At 70.1% G+C, this 21607-nt stretch carries 19 protein-coding genes; 7 read left to right on the top strand and 12 right to left on the bottom strand.

Features of this window, described 5'->3' with window-relative positions; genetic code table 11:
- Window positions 1-236 precede the first annotated feature (236 nt).
- The 3 genes from FV233_RS14045 to FV233_RS14060 all read right to left on the bottom strand — a co-directional run bounded on the left by FV233_RS14045 (window position 237) and on the right by FV233_RS14060 (window position 3629).
- Window positions 237-758, bottom strand: a complete 522-nt coding sequence (locus tag FV233_RS14045) for a phytochelatin synthase family protein (RefSeq protein WP_246689985.1) — start codon at window positions 756-758, stop codon at window positions 237-239.
- Between the two features lie 34 nt (window positions 759-792).
- The gene (locus FV233_RS14050) at window positions 793-1884 is read right to left on the bottom strand and encodes an adenylate/guanylate cyclase domain-containing protein (protein WP_238262861.1); all 1092 of its coding nucleotides are present in this window, start codon (window positions 1882-1884) and stop codon (window positions 793-795) included.
- A gap of 506 nt (window positions 1885-2390) precedes the next feature.
- The gene (locus tag FV233_RS14060) at window positions 2391-3629 is read right to left on the bottom strand and encodes a cytochrome P450 (RefSeq protein ID WP_147897819.1); all 1239 of its coding nucleotides are present in this window, start codon (window positions 3627-3629) and stop codon (window positions 2391-2393) included.
- Between the two features lie 227 nt (window positions 3630-3856).
- On the opposite strand from FV233_RS14060, the gene FV233_RS14065 reads away from it, so the two are divergent.
- Window positions 3857-4093: a hypothetical protein gene (locus FV233_RS14065; RefSeq protein ID WP_147897820.1), complete on the top strand. Its 237-nt coding sequence runs from the start codon at window positions 3857-3859 to the stop codon at window positions 4091-4093.
- An 82-nt stretch (window positions 4094-4175) separates the two neighbouring features.
- Here FV233_RS14065 and FV233_RS14070 read toward each other — a convergent pair whose 3' ends face one another.
- The 3 genes from FV233_RS14070 to FV233_RS14080 are packed head-to-tail and all read right to left on the bottom strand — an operon-like array spanning window position 4176 to window position 7581.
- Window positions 4176-5033, bottom strand: coding sequence for an alpha/beta hydrolase (locus tag FV233_RS14070; RefSeq protein WP_147897821.1), 858 nt, complete (start codon window positions 5031-5033; stop codon window positions 4176-4178).
- Window positions 5030-6298 (bottom strand): Bcr/CflA family efflux MFS transporter, encoded by a 1269-nt coding sequence (locus tag FV233_RS14075; RefSeq protein ID WP_147897822.1) that lies wholly within the window; start codon window positions 6296-6298, stop codon window positions 5030-5032. Before FV233_RS14075 ends, FV233_RS14070 begins: the two co-directional genes overlap by 4 nt.
- Before the next feature lie 11 nt (window positions 6299-6309).
- A complete protein-coding gene (locus FV233_RS14080; RefSeq protein ID WP_147897823.1) occupies window positions 6310-7581 on the bottom strand; it encodes a nucleotide disphospho-sugar-binding domain-containing protein in 1272 nt (423 codons plus the stop codon).
- Between the two features lie 820 nt (window positions 7582-8401).
- On the opposite strand from FV233_RS14080, the gene FV233_RS14085 reads away from it, so the two are divergent.
- The 4 genes from FV233_RS14085 (at window position 8402) to FV233_RS14100 (ending at window position 14139) form a co-directional block, all read left to right on the top strand.
- Window positions 8402-9163: a response regulator gene (locus FV233_RS14085; protein ID WP_147897824.1), complete on the top strand. Its 762-nt coding sequence runs from the start codon at window positions 8402-8404 to the stop codon at window positions 9161-9163.
- A gap of 2 nt (window positions 9164-9165) precedes the next feature.
- A complete protein-coding gene (locus FV233_RS14090; protein ID WP_147897825.1) occupies window positions 9166-10161 on the top strand; it encodes a cytochrome c peroxidase in 996 nt (331 codons plus the stop codon).
- A complete protein-coding gene (locus FV233_RS14095; protein WP_147897826.1) occupies window positions 10158-12647 on the top strand; it encodes a two-component system VirA-like sensor kinase in 2490 nt (829 codons plus the stop codon). The genes FV233_RS14090 and FV233_RS14095 overlap by 4 nt, the downstream gene beginning before the upstream one ends.
- A gap of 115 nt (window positions 12648-12762) precedes the next feature.
- A complete protein-coding gene (locus tag FV233_RS14100) occupies window positions 12763-14139 on the top strand; it encodes a cytochrome P450 (protein WP_147897827.1) in 1377 nt (458 codons plus the stop codon).
- Between the two features lie 118 nt (window positions 14140-14257).
- Here FV233_RS14100 and FV233_RS14105 read toward each other — a convergent pair whose 3' ends face one another.
- Complete coding sequence (locus tag FV233_RS14105) at window positions 14258-15151, bottom strand: LysR substrate-binding domain-containing protein (RefSeq protein ID WP_147897828.1); 894 nt, start codon at window positions 15149-15151, stop codon at window positions 14258-14260.
- Between the two features lie 110 nt (window positions 15152-15261).
- Here FV233_RS14105 and FV233_RS14110 point away from each other — a divergent pair, with 110 nt between their 5' ends.
- Window positions 15262-16017: an SDR family oxidoreductase gene (locus FV233_RS14110; protein WP_147897829.1), complete on the top strand. Its 756-nt coding sequence runs from the start codon at window positions 15262-15264 to the stop codon at window positions 16015-16017.
- Between the two features lie 59 nt (window positions 16018-16076).
- Here the strand turns inward: FV233_RS14110 and FV233_RS14115 are convergent, their stop codons facing one another.
- Genes FV233_RS14115 through FV233_RS14130 form a run of 4 tightly spaced genes read right to left on the bottom strand, consistent with a single transcriptional unit; the run spans window position 16077 to window position 19072 of the window.
- The gene (locus FV233_RS14115) at window positions 16077-16655 is read right to left on the bottom strand and encodes a cytochrome b (protein WP_147897830.1); all 579 of its coding nucleotides are present in this window, start codon (window positions 16653-16655) and stop codon (window positions 16077-16079) included.
- On the bottom strand, window positions 16652-17764 hold the full coding sequence (locus FV233_RS14120; protein WP_147897831.1) for a catalase family peroxidase: 1113 nt from the start codon (window positions 17762-17764) through the stop codon (window positions 16652-16654). The genes FV233_RS14115 and FV233_RS14120 overlap by 4 nt, the downstream gene beginning before the upstream one ends.
- A gap of 7 nt (window positions 17765-17771) precedes the next feature.
- Window positions 17772-18539, bottom strand: coding sequence for an anti-sigma factor (locus FV233_RS14125; RefSeq protein WP_147897839.1), 768 nt, complete (start codon window positions 18537-18539; stop codon window positions 17772-17774).
- A gap of 2 nt (window positions 18540-18541) precedes the next feature.
- Complete coding sequence (locus FV233_RS14130; RefSeq protein ID WP_147897832.1) at window positions 18542-19072, bottom strand: sigma-70 family RNA polymerase sigma factor; 531 nt, start codon at window positions 19070-19072, stop codon at window positions 18542-18544.
- Between the two features lie 477 nt (window positions 19073-19549).
- On the opposite strand from FV233_RS14130, the gene FV233_RS14135 reads away from it, so the two are divergent.
- Entirely contained in the window at window positions 19550-20305 is a 756-nt protein-coding gene (locus FV233_RS14135) for an SDR family oxidoreductase (protein WP_147897833.1), read from the top strand.
- Window positions 20306-20387: 82 nt separating this feature from the next.
- On the opposite strand, the gene FV233_RS14140 is transcribed toward FV233_RS14135, so the two are convergent.
- Window positions 20388-21437, bottom strand: a complete 1050-nt coding sequence (locus FV233_RS14140) for an Ldh family oxidoreductase (protein WP_147897834.1) — start codon at window positions 21435-21437, stop codon at window positions 20388-20390.
- Window positions 21438-21607: the final 170 nt, after the last annotated feature.

Below are 21607 nucleotides of genomic sequence, written 5' to 3' on the forward strand. Positions count from 1 at the left end.
CCGGCAGAGCTGGACTGCGGCCCGTTCGGGACCCGGCATCCCGGCGCGCGGCCTTCCCCACGAACCGATGGTGCTACGGTTGCATGGGCGGCGACGGGCCGCCCCGTTTCCCCGAATGCCGAGCGGAAGCGCTAGAAGGCGGCCCCGCGGCATCCGTCGGCAGTCCCCGTCGACCATCTTCCCGCACGCTCACAGCGACGGTTTTGAAGCCGGCCCTCGACCGGTGCGTCTCTGCCTCAATGCCGGGTCGTATCGACGATCAGCGACCCGCGCGTCTTGCCCGAGGTGCTATCGCGCGTCGCGACGGCGCGCCACAGGCGCTCGGTACCGACCAGGAAGGGTCGGTAGTCGCCGTTGACATCCCCGACGAAGACCAGGTCCGCGTCCGGCAGATATCCGAGGATCGGCGAGAAATGTCCGGCGCCGCGGCCGAATAAGGGACCGCGATGGAAGTTGACGATCAGCCGCTTGTTGGGATCGTTGCCGCTGTTCATCAGATCGCGGAACGCCGGTAACGTGAGATCGCGCACGACATCGACCGGGTTGTCGAGCCGCCTCCGGATCAGGTCGGCCAGCTCGTCCAGGGTCAGCCCGTTCACGAGCACGCCGAACCAGGGCTGGAACGCCGTCCCCCGGAGCACGTCGGCTTGCGAGAAGTCGACGCCGAGGGAGCGCAGCAGGTTCGCCACCGTGGCCGGACCGCAGAAGCTCGGATTGTTCTGGTACTCGTAAGGCCGTCTCCGGTACGCCGCCGCCACCGGCAGAGCCCAGGCCCGCGCCAGCAGCGCAGGATCATGAAAGTCCGGCCGCGTCTCGATCGACGTGACGGACGCGTATGCGTTCGGCCTGAGGAGACGCGGACCGACGCTGGCCGCGCCGGCCAATCCGGCCAGAAGAACAGCCGATCCGAAGAAGGCGGCCAGACGGCGCTTCCAGACCCGGCCTCGACGAACCTGTTCGGCAACCATGCGGATGAATCCCGGTCCCTTTGAGATTGCGCCCGGCCGCTACGGGGCCAGAGCGATGGCGAACAGGCGCAGGACGACACGTGCGCCGCGCACGGGCTGAACGGCGACGATCCGCGCCGCGCCGGACGTCGCAGACCGCACCACGGCTTCCGAGGCGACGCAGTCGCAGGCCGTCGTGCGGGTCATCTGCTCCAGGCGGCGCGCCACGTTGACGGTATTGCCCACCGCGGTGAAGGCCGACCCCGATGCGGACAGGCGACAGACCCGCCCGCGCCCGCTCACGGCTCCAGGCCAGCATGGCGGCAGCCAGGGAGCGGGCCGCCACGACGGCGCGATCCGTATCGTCGGGTGCCGCGCGCGGCACGCCGAAGACGGCCATGACCTCGTCGCCGACGAATTTGTCGACGAGGCCGCCCGCCGCCTCGATCGCCCCCGCGGCGCGGCGGCGGAACTCGGCGAGGAACGCTGCGACATCGCCCGGCGATAGGGTTTCACAGAGTCCGGTGAAGTCGCGGATGTCGGCGAACAGCACCGTCGCCTCCTGCTCCCAGCCGGCGCGCAGGGTGACGGCATCGGTTTCGGCGACCAACCGGGCGACCGCCGGCGCCGCCAGACGCGCGAGGTTGTCCCGGTGTCGGGTCATGATTCGCGCGGCGGAGTGCAGGCGCCGCACCTGCAGCGCGAGCGACGTTAGGGTGAGCCCGGCAAGGCCGAGGGTGATGGGCTCCGACCCGGTCGCGGACGCGAATCCCATCAGCAGCGGCGCCGGCGCCGCGGCGAGGAGCGCGTTGCCACAGGCCGCGGCTGCGCGGCGGCGGACAGCCTGGGCCAGCTCGGCCGCACGGCGTTGCCGGCCGAGCCAGGACGCCGGGTCCGCCACCGCGGCGCCGACGTCGGGGAGGATGATCGCCGACATCAGCAGCCCGAGCAGATGCGGTTGATGATGCGTTGCGCCCGGAGGTGCTCGCGCTCGACCGTGGGCGAGCGGAGGTCCCGGATCGTCCGGTACGGGGGCGGGAGCGGCCGTGCGGTGGGGCTCGGCACGTCGGGCTGTGCGAAGCGTGGGACCGGTTGTGCCCGTACGGCGGTCGGGGCCGTGAGGGCCAGGAGAAGGGCTCCCGCCGCCGCGCCTGCGAGAGGTTTTGTCTGCCCTAAAATCATCATCGTCTGCTCCGGTGCGTGGAGCTTCAGGATTAAGTTTCGGGAATTGCGCGATGATTTCCGAAAATCGGAAAGCTATGACAGCGGAAATGCAGATGATTGGTCCGATTACTCGTGGCGTCGGCCGGAAAATACAATCTTCCTTCGGAGGAAATCTGTACATAGTCGAGCGGAACCTGGCCCAGCGGGCCGGGTGCCGTCGGGAGCGCCGTGGAACAGCGGCCCGTTCCGCGGCGGCTCCTGGGTTGATCCAGTGCCCGATCAGGCGGCGACCAGCAGCGGACCGATGCGCCGGATGCCGCTGTGGCCGTGGAGGACCGGCATCGCGCCCGTCAGGCGCAGGCTTGGAGCGAGGCGCATCAGGACGGCCAGCCCTTCCTCCAGCTCAATCCGGGCCAGGGCCTCGCCGATGCACCGGTGCGCGCCGCCACCGAAGATCGGATGCAGGCGCGGAAGGTCGGTATGGCGAATGTTGAACGTGTCCGGGTCCTGGAAGGCCGCCGCGTCCCGCAGCGCCGACAGCGTCGAGAGCATGATCAGGCTTCCGGCCGGCACGACGGTTCCATCGAGGTCGATGGCCTCCCGGGCGACCCGCCCCGCGGAGCCGACGCTCGGTTCGTAGCGAAGGGATTCCGCTACGGCCGCCGGAGTCAGACCCGGATCGCGGCTCACCGCCGCCCATTGCTCCGGATGCTGCAGCAGCAGTGCCGCCTGCATGGCGCCGGCGACCCGGGTCGTGTCGGTGCCGCCGATGATCATCTGAACGAGTTGGATGACCACCTCCTCGGAGGTCAGATCGCCCGCCCCCTCGGCCTCCGCGAGGAAGCGCGACAGGAAATCGTCCTGCGGAGCCGACCGGCGCGCCTCGAGGATCGCGCGCACGTAATCCTGTAGCGCGACCGCCGCCGCTTCGAGGCTCGGGATGTCTGCCGGTCCGAAAGTGAAGCTCAGCACCCGGGAGACCTCGTAGGCGAGGTACGTGAAGCGGGGGATGTCCTCATGCGGCAGACCGAGGATGTCGGCGATGGTCTGGGCCGGGATCAGCGCGGTGTAACGCGCCACGAGGTCAATCTCCCCGTCCGGTAGCCAGTCCCGGACGAGGTTCTCCGCGGCCCCGCGGATCCGGGGGCGCAGGCCTTCCATCATCCGGGCCGCGAAGGTCCGGGTGAAGGGCGAGCGGCGCCGACGATGGGCCGCCCCGTTGGCGGTGAGCATCCCATGCGCGAAGATGTCGAAGAGCTTTCCTTCCGGAATTCCGCGCTTCTCGGGGTAAAGCGTTTCGGTCGCCCGCAGGCGCGGATCGCGCATCAGTCGATCGACGTCCCCGGCCCGGAGAACGACGAAGCCCGCGACCTCGTGGCCGACCACGGGCAGCCGCGGCCGCCACGTGCGGAATGTCCCGTGCGGATCGGCCTCCAGTTCGGCCACCGACAGCGTCGGGACGTGTCTGGGAGGCTCGAGCGCGCCAGCCTGCCACGTCCGATCTTCGATTCCATCCATCGACATAGCCTCGCTGCTGCTTTGCGCGAGGAGCCTCGAAGGCCGAAGCTACACCATCATGTCGGACGTGGAGCCGATGGTTACCGTCATAACATGCGGTCCGCCGGGGCGTCCGCTGCATGCGGAAGGACACGTCCGGTGCGCGTCGGACGCGTGCATCGAATGTCCTGACATCGTACCGCAACCTTCCGCTTCGAGAACGACTGCGCTTCACGGGAGAGATCCTCATGCGGGCAGAACAAGCGGACCACGACATCTTCGAGATGTTACTGAGGCGCACGATCACCGAGTCCGTGATCAAGGGTCTTGATCACGGGATCTCCGGCGCGACGGACCTTGTCGCGCGCCTGCGGCACTACGCGCGGCGGGCGCGCCAGGAGCAGCTGAGCCCCCAGACCCTCCAGGTCATCGCGTCGGCGCGTCGCCTCCTGGGGGACCGGCCGGGGACGCGGCTCGCTTCGTGACACGGACTTTCGGTGCCGGGCGGCATCCGCTCTGGATGCCGCCCGGGACACACGCATCATGCGGCGGGAGGGCGTGCGCCTCCTATCCGCCGACGGCCTTCAGGCCCACGTCCAGGAACCGCTCGATCATCGCGTTGACCTGATCGGCCACCTCGATCGTGTTGAAATGTCCCGCGAGCAGCGTCTTGGCGGTGACGAGTTGCGGGCAGAGCTCACGCAGCCGGTCGAGATTCCGCGCCGCCTCCACCAGGGGCACGTCCGCCGAGATGTAGGCCATGGGGATCCGGCAGGCGCGCGCGGCCGGGACGGGATCGTGGTGCAGCACCATGCTCCGCAGCGCCGCGTAGGCCACGTGCTGCGGCGTCCGCTGGGCCGGGCCGAGGATGAACGTGTCGAAGAGCGCCTGCCGCCGCGCCGGATGGTCGTAGTCGCACGCGATCGCCCAGGCCATGTCGCGCACGACACTCCGGTAGTCCGGGCCGCCCACGCCTGCCAGCAGGCCTTCGATCTCGGCACTGCCCGCCCCGTCGGGCGACGGCAGGACGATCGTGTCGATCATCACGAGGCCGGCGGCGAGGTCGGGATGGCGGCCGCACAGTTCCAGGGCCACCGCGCCGCCGAGGCTGTGACCGATCACGATCGGTTGCGCCAGGCCCAGGGTCCGGCACTGCCACGCAACGTCGTTGGCGAAGCCCTCCATCGTGTAGTCCCCCTCGGGCGCGTCGCTGGCGCCGTGGCCACGCAGGTTGACCGCCACGACGCGGCGCGTCCGCGCGAAGTGCGCGATCTGCGGGGTGAAGACGCCGTGATCGCCGGTCCAGCCGTTGATCAGGAGCAGCGGGTGCCCCTGGGGCGTGAGGGGTCCGGCCTCGATATGGGCGAGCCGGGTGCCGTCGCGGGTCAGGTGGACGGGCTGCCACGGGGGTGGGTCGAAGATCATACAGGTTCTCCGTGTCGCTGGGAGGGGAAGCGGGACGAGGGCGGAACGGCGGCCGGGCACGCGAGGCCAGCGAAGGCCGCGATCGCCGCGAGGCAGCCGCCGAGCATCACGGCGGCCATCGACAGGGCGGAGCGCCCGTCGAAGAAGCAGGCGACGAGATCGCTTGCGACGGCCGCCCCGACCATCTGCAGGCAGATCGTGACGGCACCGGCGGTGCCGGCGGCCTCGGGAGCCGCCTCCGTCGCGCCGTGGATAGCGTTCGGCGAGACGAGGCCGAAGGCGAGGCCCATGCCGGCCATCGCGGCGATCACCGGCACCCCCGAGGGCGGCCAGGCCAGCGCATCGACGAGGAGAATCGCCGCCACGACGGTCGCCCCGGGGAGCCCGGCGCCGATCACCCGGTGGGGGCCGATGCAGCGGGCGGCGAGTCGGCCGTTCAGGGTGGCGCCGGCCATCACCGACAGGGAACTCGCCCCGAAGACGAGCCCGTAGGCCGACGGGCTGAACCCGAGGGCGCCGACGAACACCAGTGCAGAGCCCGTGATGTAGGCGAAGACCGCGCCCGCTGCCGCGGCGTTGCACAGGGCGTGGCCGAGGAACGCCCGGCTCGCCAGGATCCCGACATAGCCGCCCAGGATCCCGATATAGCCGCCCAGGATCCCGGCCGGCGCCGGACCGGGAGCACGGCGCAGGGTCTCGTCGATCTGCGGGATCGCCGCTAGGGTCACCAGGGCGGCGGCGGCCGGCGCGGCGTGGATCAGGCGCCAGCCGCCGACATCCATCAGGCCGGCCCCGAGCGTCGGGGCGACCATCGGCACGACGTTGACGGTCAGGACGACGAACGACATCCGGGCGCGCGCCGCCTCGCCGGTGAACAGGTCGCGCACCATCGCGAAAACCGCCATGCCGGGACCGGCTGCGCCGATCCCCTGGACGGCCCGGAACAGCAGGACCTGCGGCAGCGTCCGTGAAGCGGCGCAGCCGATGCTGCCTCCGATCAGGATGAGGCAGCCGCCGACGATCACCGGCCGGCGTCCGAGCCGGTCCGAGACCGGCCCGTAGACCAGGAGCGCGGCCCCGAGGCCGAGCAGGTAGACGGCCATGGCCGCGCCCATCGCGGCGGTCGGGACGTGCAGCGCCGCCGCCGTCTCCGACAGGCTCGGCAGGATCATGTCGATCCCGAAGGTCGGGAGCGCCGCGAGCAGCCCGAGCAGCGCCGAGAAAGCCCGCGAATCGGGGTGGATGCGGCGGGTCCGCGCCGGCATGGTGGTCCCCCTCACGCCCAAAGCCGGGCTTCACCTCGGGATGCGGCATCCCGGTGCGCGGCGACCATCGCGGCGATCTCGCGGACGAGCCCGCCCGCGTCGAGATCGGCTCGAACGGCGGCGCCGAGGGACCCGGCGGCCGTGCGGAAGCCCGGTTCCACCAGGAGCCGGTGGACCGCCGCCGCGATCTCGCCCGCGCTCGCCGTCGCGGGCAGGCGCAGGCCGGCGCCGCGCAGCGCGATCCGGGCGGCGTTGTCGGCTTGGTCGCGGGCGAGCGGGATCACCAGGAGCGGCACGCCGTGCAGCAGCGCGCGGCTGACGGTCCCGTGGCCGCCCTGGCAGATCACCAGATCGGCCTCGGTCATGAGGGCATCGTGGGAGGCGGTCGCCACGACGCGGATGGTGTCGGGGGCGTCCAGGTCCTCGGCCTCCACGTTCGGGCCGGTGGTCACGATGGTCTCGGCCTCGACCGTCCCGACGGCGTCCACGATCCGCCGGAGGAGGTCGGTCTGGTTCTGGGCACCGGTGCTGCCGGCGACGAGGATGCGCGGCCGGCCCGCCCCGGACCACAGGGTCCGGGCGCCCCGCGACCAGATCGGCTCGTCGAGCAGCGGGCCGATGTAGCGGTAATGGGCGGGGAGCATCGCCCCGTCGAAATCGAAGGCTTGGCTGACCGCCAACAGGACCCGCTCGGCCCGATCGTAATGCGCGAAGGCGCTGGCGACCGGCGCCAGCCCGAAGGCGCGGCGTGCGTCGTTGAGCGCCGGCCGGCTGCGCTCCATTGCCGAAACGATCGTGTCGGTTGCCGCGTCGACCGCGGCCCGCTCCGCTTCCGTCCGCGGCGGCGTCAGGCCGCTCGCGGCGGGGGGCATGCCGGGCAGCGGGCGAATGCTGATATGCGGCGACAGGACGGCGTGCGGGATGCCGGCCGCCTCGGCGGCTAGGGCGCAGCCGACCAGCAGGTCGATGCTGAGGACCGCGTCGGTCGGGAGACGATGGATCTCGTCGAGCGTGTCCGCGGCGTAGGCGCCTGCCGGGGCGAACATGGCCTGGCGCAGCCAATCGGCCAGATCCGAGAAATCGACCGGATCGGCCTCCTGTCCGGTCGGGGCCCGGCGCCACCCGACGAACGGGAAGCCCGCCGCCTCGACCTCGGCGCTCATGGCCGGATCGGCCATGATGCGCGGGCGGTGCCCGGCCCGGTGCAATTGCCGGGCTGCCGTAAGCACAGGGCTGAGATTGCCCGTGGTTCCCCACGAGATGCACAGGACGTCGAGCGACATGGTGGGTTTCCCAATCTGACCGCGCGGGAACTCAGTATTCAGGTGTGATGGGGGCTTTGCCGGCGTGCGGTCGCGGATGCGCGGCCCCAGGCCGCGGAACGCCTGCGACGTGCCAATTCGGACAGGGCGTTGGCCCGATGGATGGCGATCGGCACTCGATCTACAGCGGATTTTTTCTTGTCAGGTCTTGTAGAAAATCGATGTAATCTGGGTGGATATTGTGGATGCAGCCGCCGAAGGCGAAGCTGACCACCAAAAACTCAAGCCATCCGCGTCCGAGACCGTTGCTGGCTGGTCGGCTTGCCGGGTACAATGCCGGATCGGTCGGCGGTTGCCGTCGAGCGGGCGGCCCGGCCGGTTCATGGGGAGACACGCGGCGCCCAGATCTGCAGATTCGAAAGCTTCTGCGGCGGAGCGTTCGTCGCTCGATCATCGCGGGACCAGTCATGTTTGCCTCTCGCATTGAGCAATATGACTGTGATGCTCTCCAATTACGCTGCCATGTCGAGCCGCGGATCTTTTTGTTACAACGGTAATACTCTCCTGTTGAGCTTGCATGCTGATGCCATGTCTTGCGCGAATGCTCACGCTGTGCCGCCCCGCACAATGTGGAGGGCGCAATCTTTTGGGGGGCGTGATACCAATCCAGCCGTGCAAGGCCCGACGTCCGGACACGCTTTGATAAGCGTCCGGGGCGGGCCGGCGACGGATGCGGAGGCCGGCCGGGGATCATCGCCCTGGCTTGGCGAGCCTCCCGATTCCCGAGCCGGCGCATCGAGATCGTGCCGGCGCGGCAGGCTGCTGCGGGATGGAGTTGGCGATGTTCGAACCCAGTCTGGGCCGGGGCCAGAGTCGAGGCGCGCGGGCCGGTACGACGCGCATCCTGCTGATCGAGGACGATGCGGGCATGCAACGCATCGTGTCGGACCATTTCGCCGACCACGACGTCGACGTCACCCCGGCGACCGACCTCAGGGAGGCGGAGCAACGGCTCGCGGAGGACGCGTTCGACCTTGTGGTGCTGGACCTGCGCCTGGGATCGGAGAATGGCCTCGACCTACTGCGCGACCTGCGCGCCAAGAGCGACCTTCCGGTGATCATCACCACCGGCCATCGTCGGGACGAGATCGACCGGGTGATCGGCCTGGAACTCGGTGCCGACGATTACATCGTCAAACCCTACGGCCTGCGCGAGCTGCTGGCACGGGTCCGGGTCATCCTGCGGCGGGCCGAGGTCGCGCCCGCTCCGGCGCGGGTTCAGGACTCCCATCGCAGCGGCTTCGACGGCTGGGTGCTCCACCGGCGCCGCCGGCGCCTGACCGACCCCGCCGGCGCGGACGTCGCCCTCAGCAAGGGCGAGTACGCGCTGCTGGTCGCCTTCCTCGATGCCCCCCAGCGCCCGCTGAGCCGCGAGCAGCTCCTGCAGGCCACGCGCGTCCACGAGGACGTGTTCGACCGCAGCATCGACGTCCAGATCCTGCGGCTGCGCCGGAAGCTGGAGGCGGATCCGAGCGCGCCGCGCCTGATCGTGACCAAGCGCGGCATCGGCTACGTCTTCGCCGTGCCCGTCGAGAAGCTGTGACCGTGGCGTGGCCGCGCTCGGTCCGGCCCCCTGGGGCAGCCCTCGCGGCCGCCCTCATCGGCAGCGCCCTGGCCATCCTGCCGCCGGCCGCCGGGGAAGGGCCGCCGGGCCGCCGCCCCATGCCGGCCGAGGCCGTGGACGCCCAGGACGTCATCACGCCGGTCCCGAGCAACCTCGGGGCGGATCCGGACCGGGTTGCCCTCGGCCGGATGTTGTTTTCGGACACGAGGCTGTCGCGCGGGGGCGACCGGGCCTGCATCACCTGCCACGACATCCGCAGCAACGGCGCCAGCGCGGTCGCCCGGAACCTCACCGCCGACGGCACGCCGGTGCGGCGCAACACGCCCACGGCCTTCAATGCGGCGCTGAGCTTCCGCCTGGGCTGGGCGGGCGACATTCCGAGCCTGCCGGACCAGGCCGAGATCGCCCTGACGCAGCCGGAGTTCCTGGGCGGATCCTGGCCCAGCATCCTCGCGGTCGTCCGAGGCGACCCGGCGCTCGCCGGCCCGTTCCAGGCGGCCTATGGCCGGGAGGCCGACCGGGCGGCGGTCATCGACGCGATCAACAGCTTCGAGCGCAGCCTGCTCACCCCGGACAGCCGCTTCGACCGGTGGCTGCGCGGCGACGCTTACGCGCTCACCGAGGCCGAGCGGGCCGGCTACGCCCTGTTCCAGGGCATCGGCTGCGCGGCCTGCCACCAGGGCATCAACGTCGGTGGCAACCTGTTCGAGAAGGTCGGGATCTTCGTCACGATCCCCAACAAGACCGCCGAGGTGCTGCGGGTGCCGAGCCTGCGCAACGTCGCGGTCACGGCACCTTATTTCGACGACGGCGGTGTCGCCACGCTCCCTGAGGCGGTGCGGCTCATGGCCCGGGCGCAGCTCGGACGGGAGCTGACGCCCGCGCAGGCCGCCTCGATCGTGGCGTTCCTCGGGACCCTGACCGGCTCCTACGAGGGCCGGCCCCTGACGGCGCCCGCTGCCGCGCCGCAGCCATGAGGTTGACCGCACAGGCCGCCATCCTCGGCGCGCTGCTGGCCGCGCTGCTCACGTGGCTGATGATCAACGGCAAGGGCGAGATGGACGCCGCCTACGCGCAGACCCAGCGCACCGTCGACGCCATCGCCCTCGCTGAATCCCGGATGCAACACGACGTGCTCCGGGCGCGGACCGGGCTCCTGCGCAACTACGATCCGATCGTCGCCCACCTCCGGGAAATCCAGGCGGCCTTGGTCGGGTTGCAGGCGGCAAGCGGCCCGGACGACGGCGAGATGCGCACCCTGGCCGAGGCGATCGCCCGGGAGGCGCAGATGGTCGAGCGCTTCAAGACCGGCAATGCCCTCGTCCAGAACTCGATCGCGTATTTCGACTCCCTCAGCGACCGCCTGTCCGAATCTGATATCGATCCCAACCTCGCCCGCGCGATCGCCGCGCTACAGATTCGGGTCTCGGAACTCGCCCGGGACGCGAGTCCCAAGCACTTGGACGACATCCGCGCCCGGCTCGATGCCCTGGCGGCGGCCGCACCGTCGAACCGGGGCGCGGATATCGCCGCCATCGTCCTGCACGGTCGCCAGCTCCTGGAGCTGCTGCCGCAGGTCGACACCGTCACCCGCTCGCTGCCGGACGCATCGAGCGAGACGGCACGCCAAGCCCTGCTGGAGGCGCGCCGCGCCCTTCGGGACCAGCGGCAGGCCCGTGCGGACGGATTCCGCCTCGCGCTCTACGCGGCTGCGCTGGCGCTGGTGGCGCTGGTGGTGCGGGTCGGGCTGCTGATGCGGGCGGGGACCCTCGTCCTGCGCCGGACGATCGCGTTTCAATCTGTCGTGGCGCAGGCCGCCAACCACTTCTCGGCCAGTCAACCCGACGAAATCGCAGCGCGCATCGTCGACGTCATGGCGATGGTGGGCACGGGGGCCTGCACCGACCATTGCTACATCCAGATGCTCGATGGTTCCGACGCCGTGCATCTGTGGAACCGACCGGGGCTGCTGGAGCCCCGCGGATGGCCGCTCGCGCAACGCGTCCTGGTGCCTGACATCATCGCTGCGGCGGAAGACTACATCTTCGTCGAGACGGCGGACGCCATCGGACCCCCGGCCCTGGTTCGCCCCCTGGCGGAGCGGGGAGTCGCGACGTTCACGTGCGCGCGGCTGCGGCGCGGGGGGCGCATCGTCGGCGTGCTGTGCTTCGAGCGCACCGTCAGCGTCCTGCCGCCCTGGATGCGGCATTCGCGCGGGCTCCTGCACGTCGTCGCCGAGAGCTTCGGCGCGGCACTGGAGCGTCAGCACGTCTGGGAGGAGCGCCGCGAGATCGAGGCGACCCTCCGGCGCGCGCAGCGACTCGAAGCGATCGGGATCTTCGCCAGCGGCGTGGCCCACAACATCAACAACGTGCTCAACGTCATGCTAGGCCACGCCGAGATCGCCGCGGATGCTCTGCCGGTCGATCCGGGACGGGCGGCGGAACATGTCGGATTGCTGGTCCAGGCGGGCGGCCGGGCCCACGAGATCGCGGGGCAGATCCTCGATTACGGGCGGCGCGGCTGCGCGACGCAGGCCACGAGCGCCGTCGACGCGATCGTGGCCGAGACGGTGGACCTGATCCGCACATCGACCGCCGACCCGACCGCGATCCGCCTGACCGGGACCGCCGACGGCGCGATCGTCGACGGCGAGCCTGCGCAGCTGCAGCAGGTGATCCACAACCTGATCCGCAACGCCATCCAGGCCTCCGAGCCGGGCGCAGCGGTTGGCGTGCAGCTCGAACGCGTCCGGTTACCGGGGCGGCGGGTTCTCTCCCACGGCGAGCTGCCCTCCGGCGCTTACGTCCGCATCCGGGTGTCCGACACGGGGCGCGGGATGGACGAGGCCACGCGCGCCCGGATCTTCGAGCCGTTCTTCACCACCCGTCCGGCCGGGACCGGCCTCGGGCTCGCCACGGCCTTCGAGTTCGTCCAGGAACAGGCCGGCGCCTTCGACGTCTTGAGCGCGTCGGGCGTCGGCAGCACGTTCGAGGTTTGGCTGCCCGCACGCCCGGAAGCCGAGCCCGGAATCACGCCCGCCGACGGCACCGTGATGATCGTCGGTGCCACCCGCTCCGCGCTTCAGGACGATGAGGAGACCCTCGCAGCCCTGGGTTACGAGCCGATCGGCTATACGGATCCGGACGCGGCGCTGACCGCCTTGCGGGCGGAGCCGGGGCGCTTCGACCTGCTGATTGTGGAGAACCGGCCGTCGGGTTCCGTCGGCCTGGCCTTCGCCCGCCGCGCCGCGCGGATCGTGGATCGTCCCATCGTGCTCTCGCTCTCGGCCACGGACACGGTGCGACCGGAGGTTCTCTCGGCGATCCCGATCGTCGACGTCGTGCACCGGCCCTGGCGTTCGAACGCGCTCGCGCTCACGCTGCGGCGCCACCTGGGGTCGGACGCCCGGAGCGCGCCGCCCCGGCCCAGGGACCTCGGGGAACGGGTGGTGGCGCATTAGCCCGGCATTAAGACGCCCCCGACACGCTGTGGTCGCTTCGGACCCTGCGCGAAACCTCGGCGGATCGGTATCACTGCGACGCACGGCCGCCATCGCCCACGATGAGGACAATCCGATGGAGACCATCACCGAGGCGACCGATACGCGCGGGCCAGCCAGTTTCACGCCGCCCATGCCGCCGCTGGCGCGAGACCACGTGGGCGCGCTCGGTGTCCTGGCCGGCCTGCGCCGCAACGCCTACTCCGCCTTTCCGCCCCGATGCCGCGAGCAGGCGGTGGTCGTGCTGCCCATGCCTGGCCGTGACGTCGTCATAGCTGCCGGCTCGCAGGCGATGCGCGACGTGCTGGCCACGCGCCCGGAGCTCTACCGGCGCATCGCGGCCGGCGACCGCATCTTCGGTGCCCTGATCGGGCGCGGCGTGGCCGCCAGCGAGGGACAGGCCTGGCGCCGGCAGCGCCGGATCCTGGCACCGGCCTTCACGCCCCGCACCGTGACCCTGCTGGCCCCGCACATGGCCGCGTGTACCGAGGCGGCTCTCGGCCCCCTGGAGGCGTCCCGCGGGGCGCCCGTGGACCTGCTCGGCGTCATGCAGGACCTCAGCCTCGCGGTCGCCGGCACGAGCATGTTCTCCCTAGAGATCGACACGTTCGGACCGCAACTGCGCGGCCTGCTCCTCACCTATGCCGCCGGCATCGGACGGCCGCGGGCGAGCGACTTCATCCTGCCCTGCTGGGTGCCGACGGTGACGACCGTCCGCCGCGCGCGCTTCCGCCGGCGCTGGCGGGCGCTCATCCAGGCGATCATCGCCCGGCGCCGGGCCTCGCATCCCCCGGGTGCGCCGCGCGACCTCTTCGATCTGCTGTCCGAGGCCTACGGGGACCGGGAGGAAGATCTCCTGGCCGACGAGGTCTCGACGATGATCTTCGCTGGGCACGAGACGACGGGCCTGACGCTGTTCTGGGCCTGCTACCTGCTCGCCAACGCGCCCGACTGGCAAGACGCCATCCGGCGGGAAGCGCGGCAGGTGGACCTATCCCCGGGCGGGGCCGGATCGGCCATTGCCGCGCTGCCGCTCACGCGCGCCGTGGTGGACGAGGCGCTTCGGCTCTACCCGCCGGCCTACATGACGGCGCGCCAAGTGTTGGCGGACCACGAGCTGTGCGGCGTGCCCGCCAAGCGCGGGGCCATCGTGCTGATGCCGTTCACCCTGCTGCACACCGACCCGCGCCTGTGGGCTTCGCCCGAGCGTTTCGACCCCGGGCGCTTCCTCGGCCCCGAGAAGCCGGATCGCTACGCTTTCCTGCCGTTCGGCGCGGGCCCCCGCGTGTGCATCGGGGCGCAGCTGGCCACGTCGGAGGCGGTGCTGGTCCTGGCCCGATTGCTGCGGGACAACGACCTCGTCCTCGACGAGGGCGCGCCGGTGCTGCCGGTCGGCGCCTTCGCCACCCGGCCGAACCGGTCTCCGACCTTTCGCCTGCTGCCCTGCGCCTGAGAGCCAGCGCCGGCCGAGGGGGCATGCCGTCTCTGGGCGGTGACGTCGGCGCTTCCCATCGGCCGTCGGAGTTCCGCCCCGCTGCGGGAGCCGTGCATCGATCGCAGGTTTCGCACCATCACAGGTCCGGAAACGCCTTCGCCAGATGGTCGATCAGGGCGCGGACGGCGGGCGGCAGGCCGCGGCGTGTCGTGAACACGAGATGGACGATGCCGTCCCTGCTCCGCCAGTCCCGGAAGACACGGACGAGCCTTCCAGAATCGATGTGCGCCGCACAGGCGTGGTCAGGCAGGAAGGCGACGCCCAGTCCCTCCGCGGCCGCCTCGCAGAGAACCGCGTAGTCGGCGCATGTCAGCCGGGGCTGGTGGCGCAGCACATGCGCCGTCCCGTCCTCGCGCTCCATCCTCCAGGTGGTCTCGCCCGCCTCATCGCTCGTGCCCATGGTCGGGACGGCGGCGAGATCGGCGAGGTCGGCACCGAGGCCGCTCGCGACTTGTGGGCTGGCGACGAGGATCCAGCGGGAGCGTCCGAGCGTCCGCATCGTGAGGGATGCATCGCTCGTCAATTCGTGGCGGACTCGGAGCGCGACGTCGATCCGTTCCTCGATCAGGTCGACGGCCCGATCCGTCACGACGAGTTGGAGATGGACCTTCGGGAAGCGGCCGAGGAACCCGCGCGCGATGGCGGATACGACCTTCACCAGGTTCCGCGGGCAACTTATGCGGATGCGCCCGCGCGGTTCGGCCTGGGCTTCCGCGATGAGCGCCTCGGCCCGTTCCGCCTCCAGCATCATGGCGCGGCAGCGCTCGTAGAAGGTCTGTCCGACCTCTGTAACGCGGAAGCGGCGGCTGGAACGCTCGATCAGCCGCACCCCGAGCCGAGCCTCCAACGCCGAGACACGGCGGCTGAGTTTCGATTTCGGCTCGCGAAGCGCTCGGCCTGCGGCGGTGAAGCCGCCATGGGCGACGACCTCGGCGAAGGTCACGTAGTCGTTGAGGTCTGGACGCATCATCGTTCCCCGATTGGAACGCTAAGTGCCATTTTCGCTGCCTGTTCGCACCATCGTTCCGGGATCATCTTCTACACAGCGGCTCACGCGCCGCCGAACCAGGGAGAACGACGATGACCGGCAGATTCCAGGACAAGGTGGTGGTGGTGACCGGCGGCACCAGCGGCATCGGCCTCGCCGCCGCCGAGGCTTTCTCGCGGGAGGGCGCCTCGTTATTCGTCACCGGCCGCCGTCAGGAAGCGCTCGACGCGGCGGTGAAGCAGATCGGCGGCGGGATCACCGGCGTTCGCGGCGACATGGCGAACCTCGCCGACATCGACCGCCTCTACGACGCCGTTCAGCAGCGGCACGCACAGATCGATGTGGTCTTCGCCAATGCCGGCGGTGGCGCGTTCGCGCCGCTCGGTGCCATCACCGAGGAGCAGTTCGATAGCACCTTCGACACCAACGTGAAGGGCACGCTCTTCACCGTCCAGAAGGCCCTTCCGCTCCTGAAGGATGGCGGTGCGGTGGTGCTGACCGGCTCGACCGCCGGCAGCGAAGGGACGCCGGCCTTCAGCGTCTATTCCTCCAGCAAGGCCGCCGTTCGCAGCTTCGCGCGCACCTGGATCCTCGACCTGAAAGAGCGCCGCATCCGCATCAACGTGGTCAGCCCCGGCGCGACCCGCACGCCGGGGCTCGTCGGCCTCGCGGGCGACGACGCCGAGAAGCAGCAGGGCCTTCTCGATTTCCTCGGTTCGCGCATCCCCCTCGGGCGCGTCGGCGAGGCGACGGAGGTCGCCAATGCGGTCCTGTTTCTGGCCTCCGACGAGGCGAGCTTCGTCAACGGCGTCGAACTGTTCGTCGACGGCGGTCAGGCGCAAGTCTGACACGGCAAGCTGAGCGCTCCTCGTTCGGGGGGCGCCAGCCGATCACTTTCGGGGGCTGGTCAACGCTGGCCTCCGTCGACGGCCGGGAGCGTCTTGGTCGGCCAGCGTGAGCGCCAGGGCGCCATGCTGGCGAAAACGCCGTCCTGCCGGATCAGCGCGTGCAGCAGGGCCGCGCCGAGGTGGACGAGGATGATGCCGAAGAGCGCATAGGCCAGCACGGTGTGGAGTTCACGCAGCCAAGCATAGAGCATCGGGCTCTGTGGAACGATCGGCGGCAGAACGACCGGTCCGACGAGCGGGTCCGGGTAAGGCGCCGCCGACAGCATCGCCCATCCGACGAGGGGCATGGCCAGCATCAGTCCATAGAGCCCGATGTGCGAGGCATGGGCGGCCCGCCGCTGCCAAACGGACAGATCCGACGGCAGGGGTGGGGGCGAATGGCGCCAGCGGTTCGCAAGCCGCAGTATCGCCAGGAGCAGGATCAGAAAGCCGAGCGGGCGGTGCAGCGCGACCAGCACGTGGTAGTCGGCGAGCGAGCTCACCATCGCCACGCCGATCAGCAGCATCGCCAGGATCAGAACCGCCATGCTCCAGTGAAGCAGGCGAGCCGGCAGGTTGAAGCGGGTGGAGTCGGTCATAGGCCAGCTCCTCGGACCGCCGTTGCAGCGACAGCACTCGGGGTCTTCTTCTCGCCCGCCCGGCGCGTGAAGGATCGGGAATAGGCAGCCGAGCGGGCGCTCAGCAGCGGGTCGTCGGATGGCCCAATGCCGTCTGGCAGGACGAGCGGGTCGAAATTGATATCCCGGCAATTGCCTGCTTCCTCGGGCGTCGTGCCCGTCAGGGTGAGGGTGCCGACATCCACGCTTTCGCGGTCGGCGGGCCAGGGGAGCGTCGCGTCCGCGGTCGCATCGGCGCCCTGGCCTACCGTGACGATGAGGTGCCAGCGCTGCGGGTGTCGCTGGAGTTGGGCGCTGAACGCGTCGAAGAGATCGTTCTTGTCGGCGCGCGCGGTTTGCGCGGCGGTTTCCCGCACCGCCTCCTCCTCCGGCACGAACGCCCAGCGTACCGAGCTCGTGTGGCCATCGGCGGCCGCGAACCTGAAGGCGTTGAGGCTCGAGAAGGTGCTGTCGGCAAAGCCCGAACTCACCGTGCGCGCCTTGATCACGGCCGCCGCCTTCGCGCTTTCCGGATGGGCGGCGAAGAAGGCCTTCAGGCGGTCCGGGTCGGGCTTGCCCGTGGCTGGCTCCGGTTGGGCCGCGAGCAATTGCTCGTAGAAGGCCTCGGGCGTGCGCACCGGAAAGACCGGAATGTTGTTCACGCCTGTGCGCCATTCCTCGCCATGCGGAAGCCGAAAGCGCAGGGCGAGGCTTCGCACAGTCGCTTCGGCGTCGGCCGCGTAGGGCTGCCCGCCGGCCAGAGCCACCCGCCCCTCGACGGGGGTCACGCGGCCTTCCGGGAACACGCTCGCCCGCGAGAGCCGAGCGCCGGCGCCATTGCTGGCGAAGCTGCCCGCCACGCACAGGCCCTTCGCGTGATTGCGCCGGAACCCCGGATGGGGGCCGTTCACCTGCTCGAAGCGGTCGATCACCCGGCCCGGTGTCAGTGCAGCGGGCGACAGCCAGCCGCCCGCATACGCGAAGGTCCCGGCGCTTCCGGTCACCACCGCTCCGATGGCCGAGAGCCGAAGGAGCAGGGTACGGGTCGTCATTCCGGGAGGGGCCCCGGTCAAGTCGCTCAAGACGGTCATCGGAACCTCACGTGTTCGGCGCGGTGGTGCGACGGATTTCGTTGGCGAGCGGGTGCAGGATGGATGGATCAGTCGTGCCCACGAGGCTGTAGCCGAGCCCGTCCTGGGCCCAGGCGTAGCCGGTGGCCGAACCCGACCTGTGCTCGCGCATCGGCGCGTCACCCGGCTCGGCCATCGGGCGCATCAACATGACCACTCGGCCCCCGCGCGGGTCGTCGTACATCAGCAGGCCGGCGGGACCGTGCGGTGTGGCGACGAGGCGTCCGCCCATCAAACGATAGCCGCTGGCGGTGAGGTCCGGCACCTCGACCTTCCGCTTGAGCCGGGTGGAGAACCAGCCGGCGAGCGCGTCGCTGTCGCTGGCCGCGAGTTCGACCGGCCGCAGGCGATCCGGCGCGTAGACCGCGAAGTTCGCGCTCGCTTCCTGCGTCAGGGCGTCGATGCCGGTCGGGATCGGAGCGAGCGCACCGTGAAGGCTCCAGCCCCCGAGACCGCCGAGGGTCAGGAGCACGGCCGCCGCGACGGCCTGCCAAGCCTGTATCCGCGGCGATCGCCGCTCCTCGACGAGGTGCGCGAGGTTGAGCTGCGCCGGAACCGGCTCAGCCGCTACGGGTGCGAAGACAGCACGAAGCTCGCAGCCGAGGACCCGGAGGCGCTCGACCCGTGCACAGGCATCGGGGTGCGCGGCGAGGTAGGCCTCGACCTCAGCCCGGCGCGCGGCGTCCAGCCGCTCGTCGACCAGGGCCTGAAGATCGTCCTCGTTGATCGGGCGCAGGGTCACTTCACCCTCCTCAGCAGCGGGCGCTTGGCGGGAACGGAGCCGCCCTCGCCATCCATGAGCTGGATCATCCGGTCGCGTGCGCGTGCCAGGCGCGACATCACGGTGCCGATCGGGATGGCCAAGACCTGCGCAGTCTCGGCGTAGGAGAGGCCCTCGACAGTCACGAGCAGGAGCACGCCGCGCTGCTCTTCCGGCAGAGCGGCGAGGGCCGCCATCAGGTCGCGGTGGCGCAGGCCGTCATCCTGATTCGGGGCAATCGACAGGCTTGCCTCCGACGCGTCCTCGACGGGCAAGTGTGCGCCGCGCCGGGCGCGCTGGCGCATCTGGCTGACCGCGAGATTGTGCAGGATGGCGTAGAGCCACGTGCGTGCGTCACCGTCCGGCCGACGCTGGTGCCATCGGCCGACGGCACGCTCCAGACAGTCCTGGACGAGATCGTCGGCATCGACCGGATCGCGCAGGAGCGCCCGGGCATAGCGGCGCAAAGCCGGGATCAGCGGCTCGACGAGACGCATCATGTCGCTCACGACCGGCCTCCCGACATGCACTGATCTCCTCGTTTCCCGGGCCACTTTGCGAACGCAGGGTGGCGTCGCACGGACAGGGACGCCCGCCCGCTTGGCTTATTCCAACGGGCTGCATGTTTTTCGCAGGTCCGCCGTGCCGGGTGCGGCTACCGCGCTTCAGTCGGCCGGCACCGGTTGTCCATCGGCGAAGGGTCCAGTTCATCATGCCGGCGCCTTCCGTTTGAATGGGAACGGGGCAGATGGCCGCTTTCAGACACGTGCATCGTCACTTTGAATGACCGAGATGGGCGCAATGCCGAACGTCGGCTTTCTGGCAGCGACCCAACGGTGGCTCACGACCCGTTGCAGCCGCCCTGAATGTCTGCCTCTAGGCGCGCTAACTCTGGTATCCGACGCCGCCGCGCGTTGGGCCATTGCGGCGATCGCACGTTCGCCATTGGGTCCGAGACCGCATGGCCGCAGGATGAAGGATAGCCCTTGAGCCAAGCCCCTGATGATGAGCCGCCCGTCGCCCTCGTGACCGGGTCCACCTCCGGCATCGGGGCGGCGATAGCTCGTCGGCTGTCCAGCGATGGCTACGCTGTCGTGTTGCACTCGCGCAGTTCCGCGGAGACGGGACACGCTCTGGCCGCCGAACTCGGGAAGGCCGCCTACGTCCAGGCCGATCTGGCCGATGACGCCGATAGGGTCAGGCTGGTGCGGCAGGCCATCGCCTGCTGGGGCCGTCTCGATGTTCTGGTCAACAACGCCGGCATCAGCCGGGTCATCCCTCACGCCGACCTCAAGGCCGCCTCGCCGGCGGTCTGGCACGAGCTGCAAGAGGTCAACGTGGTGGCACCGTTCCACCTCGTGGCAGAAGCCGAAACCGCATTGCGGGATGCCGCCCGGCGCGGTCGGCCGGCCTGCGTCGTCAACATCAGTTCGCATGCCGGGGTCAGACCCAAGGGCGCATCGATCCCCTATGCCGCATCGAAGGCGGCGTTGAACCACATGACCCGTCTGCTCGCCGTATCGTTGGCCCCGGACATCCGGGTGAATGCCGTCGCCCCAGGCTTGGTGGACACCCCCCTGACGGCGGATTGGACGGCCGCCCAGACGCTGTGGCGGGAGCGTTCGCCCATGCGCCGGGCTGCCGAGCCGGAGGACATCGCCCAGGCCGTCGCACTGCTAGTGGCGTCGGACTATCTTACCGGGGAGATCTTGCTCTCGGATGGAGGTTTGAACCTCACGTAGCGGGATTGGAGCCAAGATCCGCTTTCCGGCTCTGAGGTGAAGTTTGCCGAAGGTGGGATGGACCGCTTCTAACGATCCTTCCTTACCATCCGGGAGTGATCCCGGTTTCTTCGGCGAGCCGGTGGAGGTCGGCGAGGGTATCCTCCGGCAGCGCCAAGCCCTCGGCGCAGTTCCGCGCCTCGTTGCGGGCCTCGATCTCGCCTGGGTAGAAGACCTCATCGAACCCCTGCGCCAGCGGCACCGCCTTCAGGTCAGCGATCAACTGATCCACGCGGTTGTTGAACTCCGTCAGCGGTTGGATCTGAGCGATGTCGAGCACGATCATCAACTGCCCCGCCCCGCTCCGGTGCTCGGTCTGGTAGGGGCCGGTCACGCGCGCCCCAAAGGCGCTGCCGGTGAGCACGCCCGAGAGCATGTCCATCATCAACGCGATGGCGTAACCCTTGTGCTGGGCCATCGGCAGAATGATCCCGTCTATGGCCGCCGCTGGGTCGGTGGTCGGCGCACCGGCCGCGTCGAGGGCCCACCCTTCCGGGATCGGCTGTCCCTTTTGCTTGGCGAGGTAGACCTTGCCTCGGGCCACCCCGGTGTTGGCGATGTCGAGCACCATCGGCGCGTGCGAGCCAGCCGGGCAGCCCCAGGACCAAGGGTTTGTGCCCACCGTCTTCTTGCGCCCCCCCCACGGTGACATCGCCGGGCTGGCGTTGGTCGATAGGAACGCAACGCAGCCTTCCCGCGCGGCCATCAGAGTGAAGTACAGCGCCGTGCCGAAGTGCCCCGAGTTGCGTAGGGCAACCGCGCTAACGCCGTGCGCCTTCGCCCGCCGGATCGCCTCCTGCATCGCGTGCGCGGCGAGCACTTGGCCCATGCCGTCGTGACCGTCGATTACCGCGAGGCCCCCGGCATCGACCACCGTCTCGGGCTGGGCCACCGAGGCGCAGACCCCCGCCTTCAGCCGGGCCGTATACCAGGAGAGGCGCATGACCCCGTGCGACTGGTGTCCCCAGAGGTCCGCTTGGACGAGTGTGTCGGCGGCGAGCCGCGCATCGGGTTCCGGCATGCCGGCGGCCTCGTAGACTGCGCTGACGAAATCAAGCAGCCTCTCGGCGGGGATGCGTGCGGCGCTTGCCATAAGTCGCTCCTGAAATCTTGGCTAGAGAAGCGAGTGTAAATGTCGGCTTTGGGGCAGCGGCCTAGCACTACTTTGGTAGATTGAGGGAACGCTGGAGGTTTTTGCGGATTCGCCTGCCACGGCCATGAGCGTGGGTGCTCGCGATGTCAGGTGCTGGTGGATGGCGTGAG

It is taken from the genome of Methylobacterium sp. WL7 (assembly GCF_008040085.1).
In the GTDB taxonomy this organism is placed as follows: domain Bacteria; phylum Pseudomonadota; class Alphaproteobacteria; order Rhizobiales; family Beijerinckiaceae; genus Methylobacterium; species Methylobacterium mesophilicum.

Bases quoted from the DNA above. Each gene is read 5' to 3' on its own strand.
- FV233_RS14060 (WP_147897819.1), bottom strand. From the start codon at position 3,629: ATGGATGGAATCGAAGATCGGACGTGGCAGGCTGGCGCGCTCGAGCCT.
- FV233_RS14085 (WP_147897824.1), top strand. From the start codon at position 8,402: ATGTTCGAACCCAGTCTGGGCCGGGGCCAGAGTCGAGGCGCGCGGGCC.
- FV233_RS14100 (WP_147897827.1), top strand. From the start codon at position 12,763: ATGGAGACCATCACCGAGGCGACCGATACGCGCGGGCCAGCCAGTTTC.
- FV233_RS14110 (WP_147897829.1), top strand. From the start codon at position 15,262: ATGACCGGCAGATTCCAGGACAAGGTGGTGGTGGTGACCGGCGGCACC.
- FV233_RS14105 (WP_147897828.1), bottom strand. From the start codon at position 15,151: ATGATGCGTCCAGACCTCAACGACTACGTGACCTTCGCCGAGGTCGTC.
- FV233_RS14050 (WP_238262861.1), bottom strand. From the start codon at position 1,884: ATGTCGGCGATCATCCTCCCCGACGTCGGCGCCGCGGTGGCGGACCCG.
- FV233_RS14070 (WP_147897821.1), bottom strand. From the start codon at position 5,033: ATGATCTTCGACCCACCCCCGTGGCAGCCCGTCCACCTGACCCGCGAC.
- FV233_RS14080 (WP_147897823.1), bottom strand. From the start codon at position 7,581: ATGTCGCTCGACGTCCTGTGCATCTCGTGGGGAACCACGGGCAATCTC.
- FV233_RS14075 (WP_147897822.1), bottom strand. From the start codon at position 6,298: ATGCCGGCGCGGACCCGCCGCATCCACCCCGATTCGCGGGCTTTCTCG.
- FV233_RS14115 (WP_147897830.1), bottom strand. From the start codon at position 16,655: ATGACCGACTCCACCCGCTTCAACCTGCCGGCTCGCCTGCTTCACTGG.
- FV233_RS14140 (WP_147897834.1), bottom strand. From the start codon at position 21,437: ATGGCAAGCGCCGCACGCATCCCCGCCGAGAGGCTGCTTGATTTCGTC.
- FV233_RS14120 (WP_147897831.1), bottom strand. From the start codon at position 17,764: ATGACCGTCTTGAGCGACTTGACCGGGGCCCCTCCCGGAATGACGACC.
- FV233_RS14065 (WP_147897820.1), top strand. From the start codon at position 3,857: ATGCGGGCAGAACAAGCGGACCACGACATCTTCGAGATGTTACTGAGG.
- FV233_RS14095 (WP_147897826.1), top strand. From the start codon at position 10,158: ATGAGGTTGACCGCACAGGCCGCCATCCTCGGCGCGCTGCTGGCCGCG.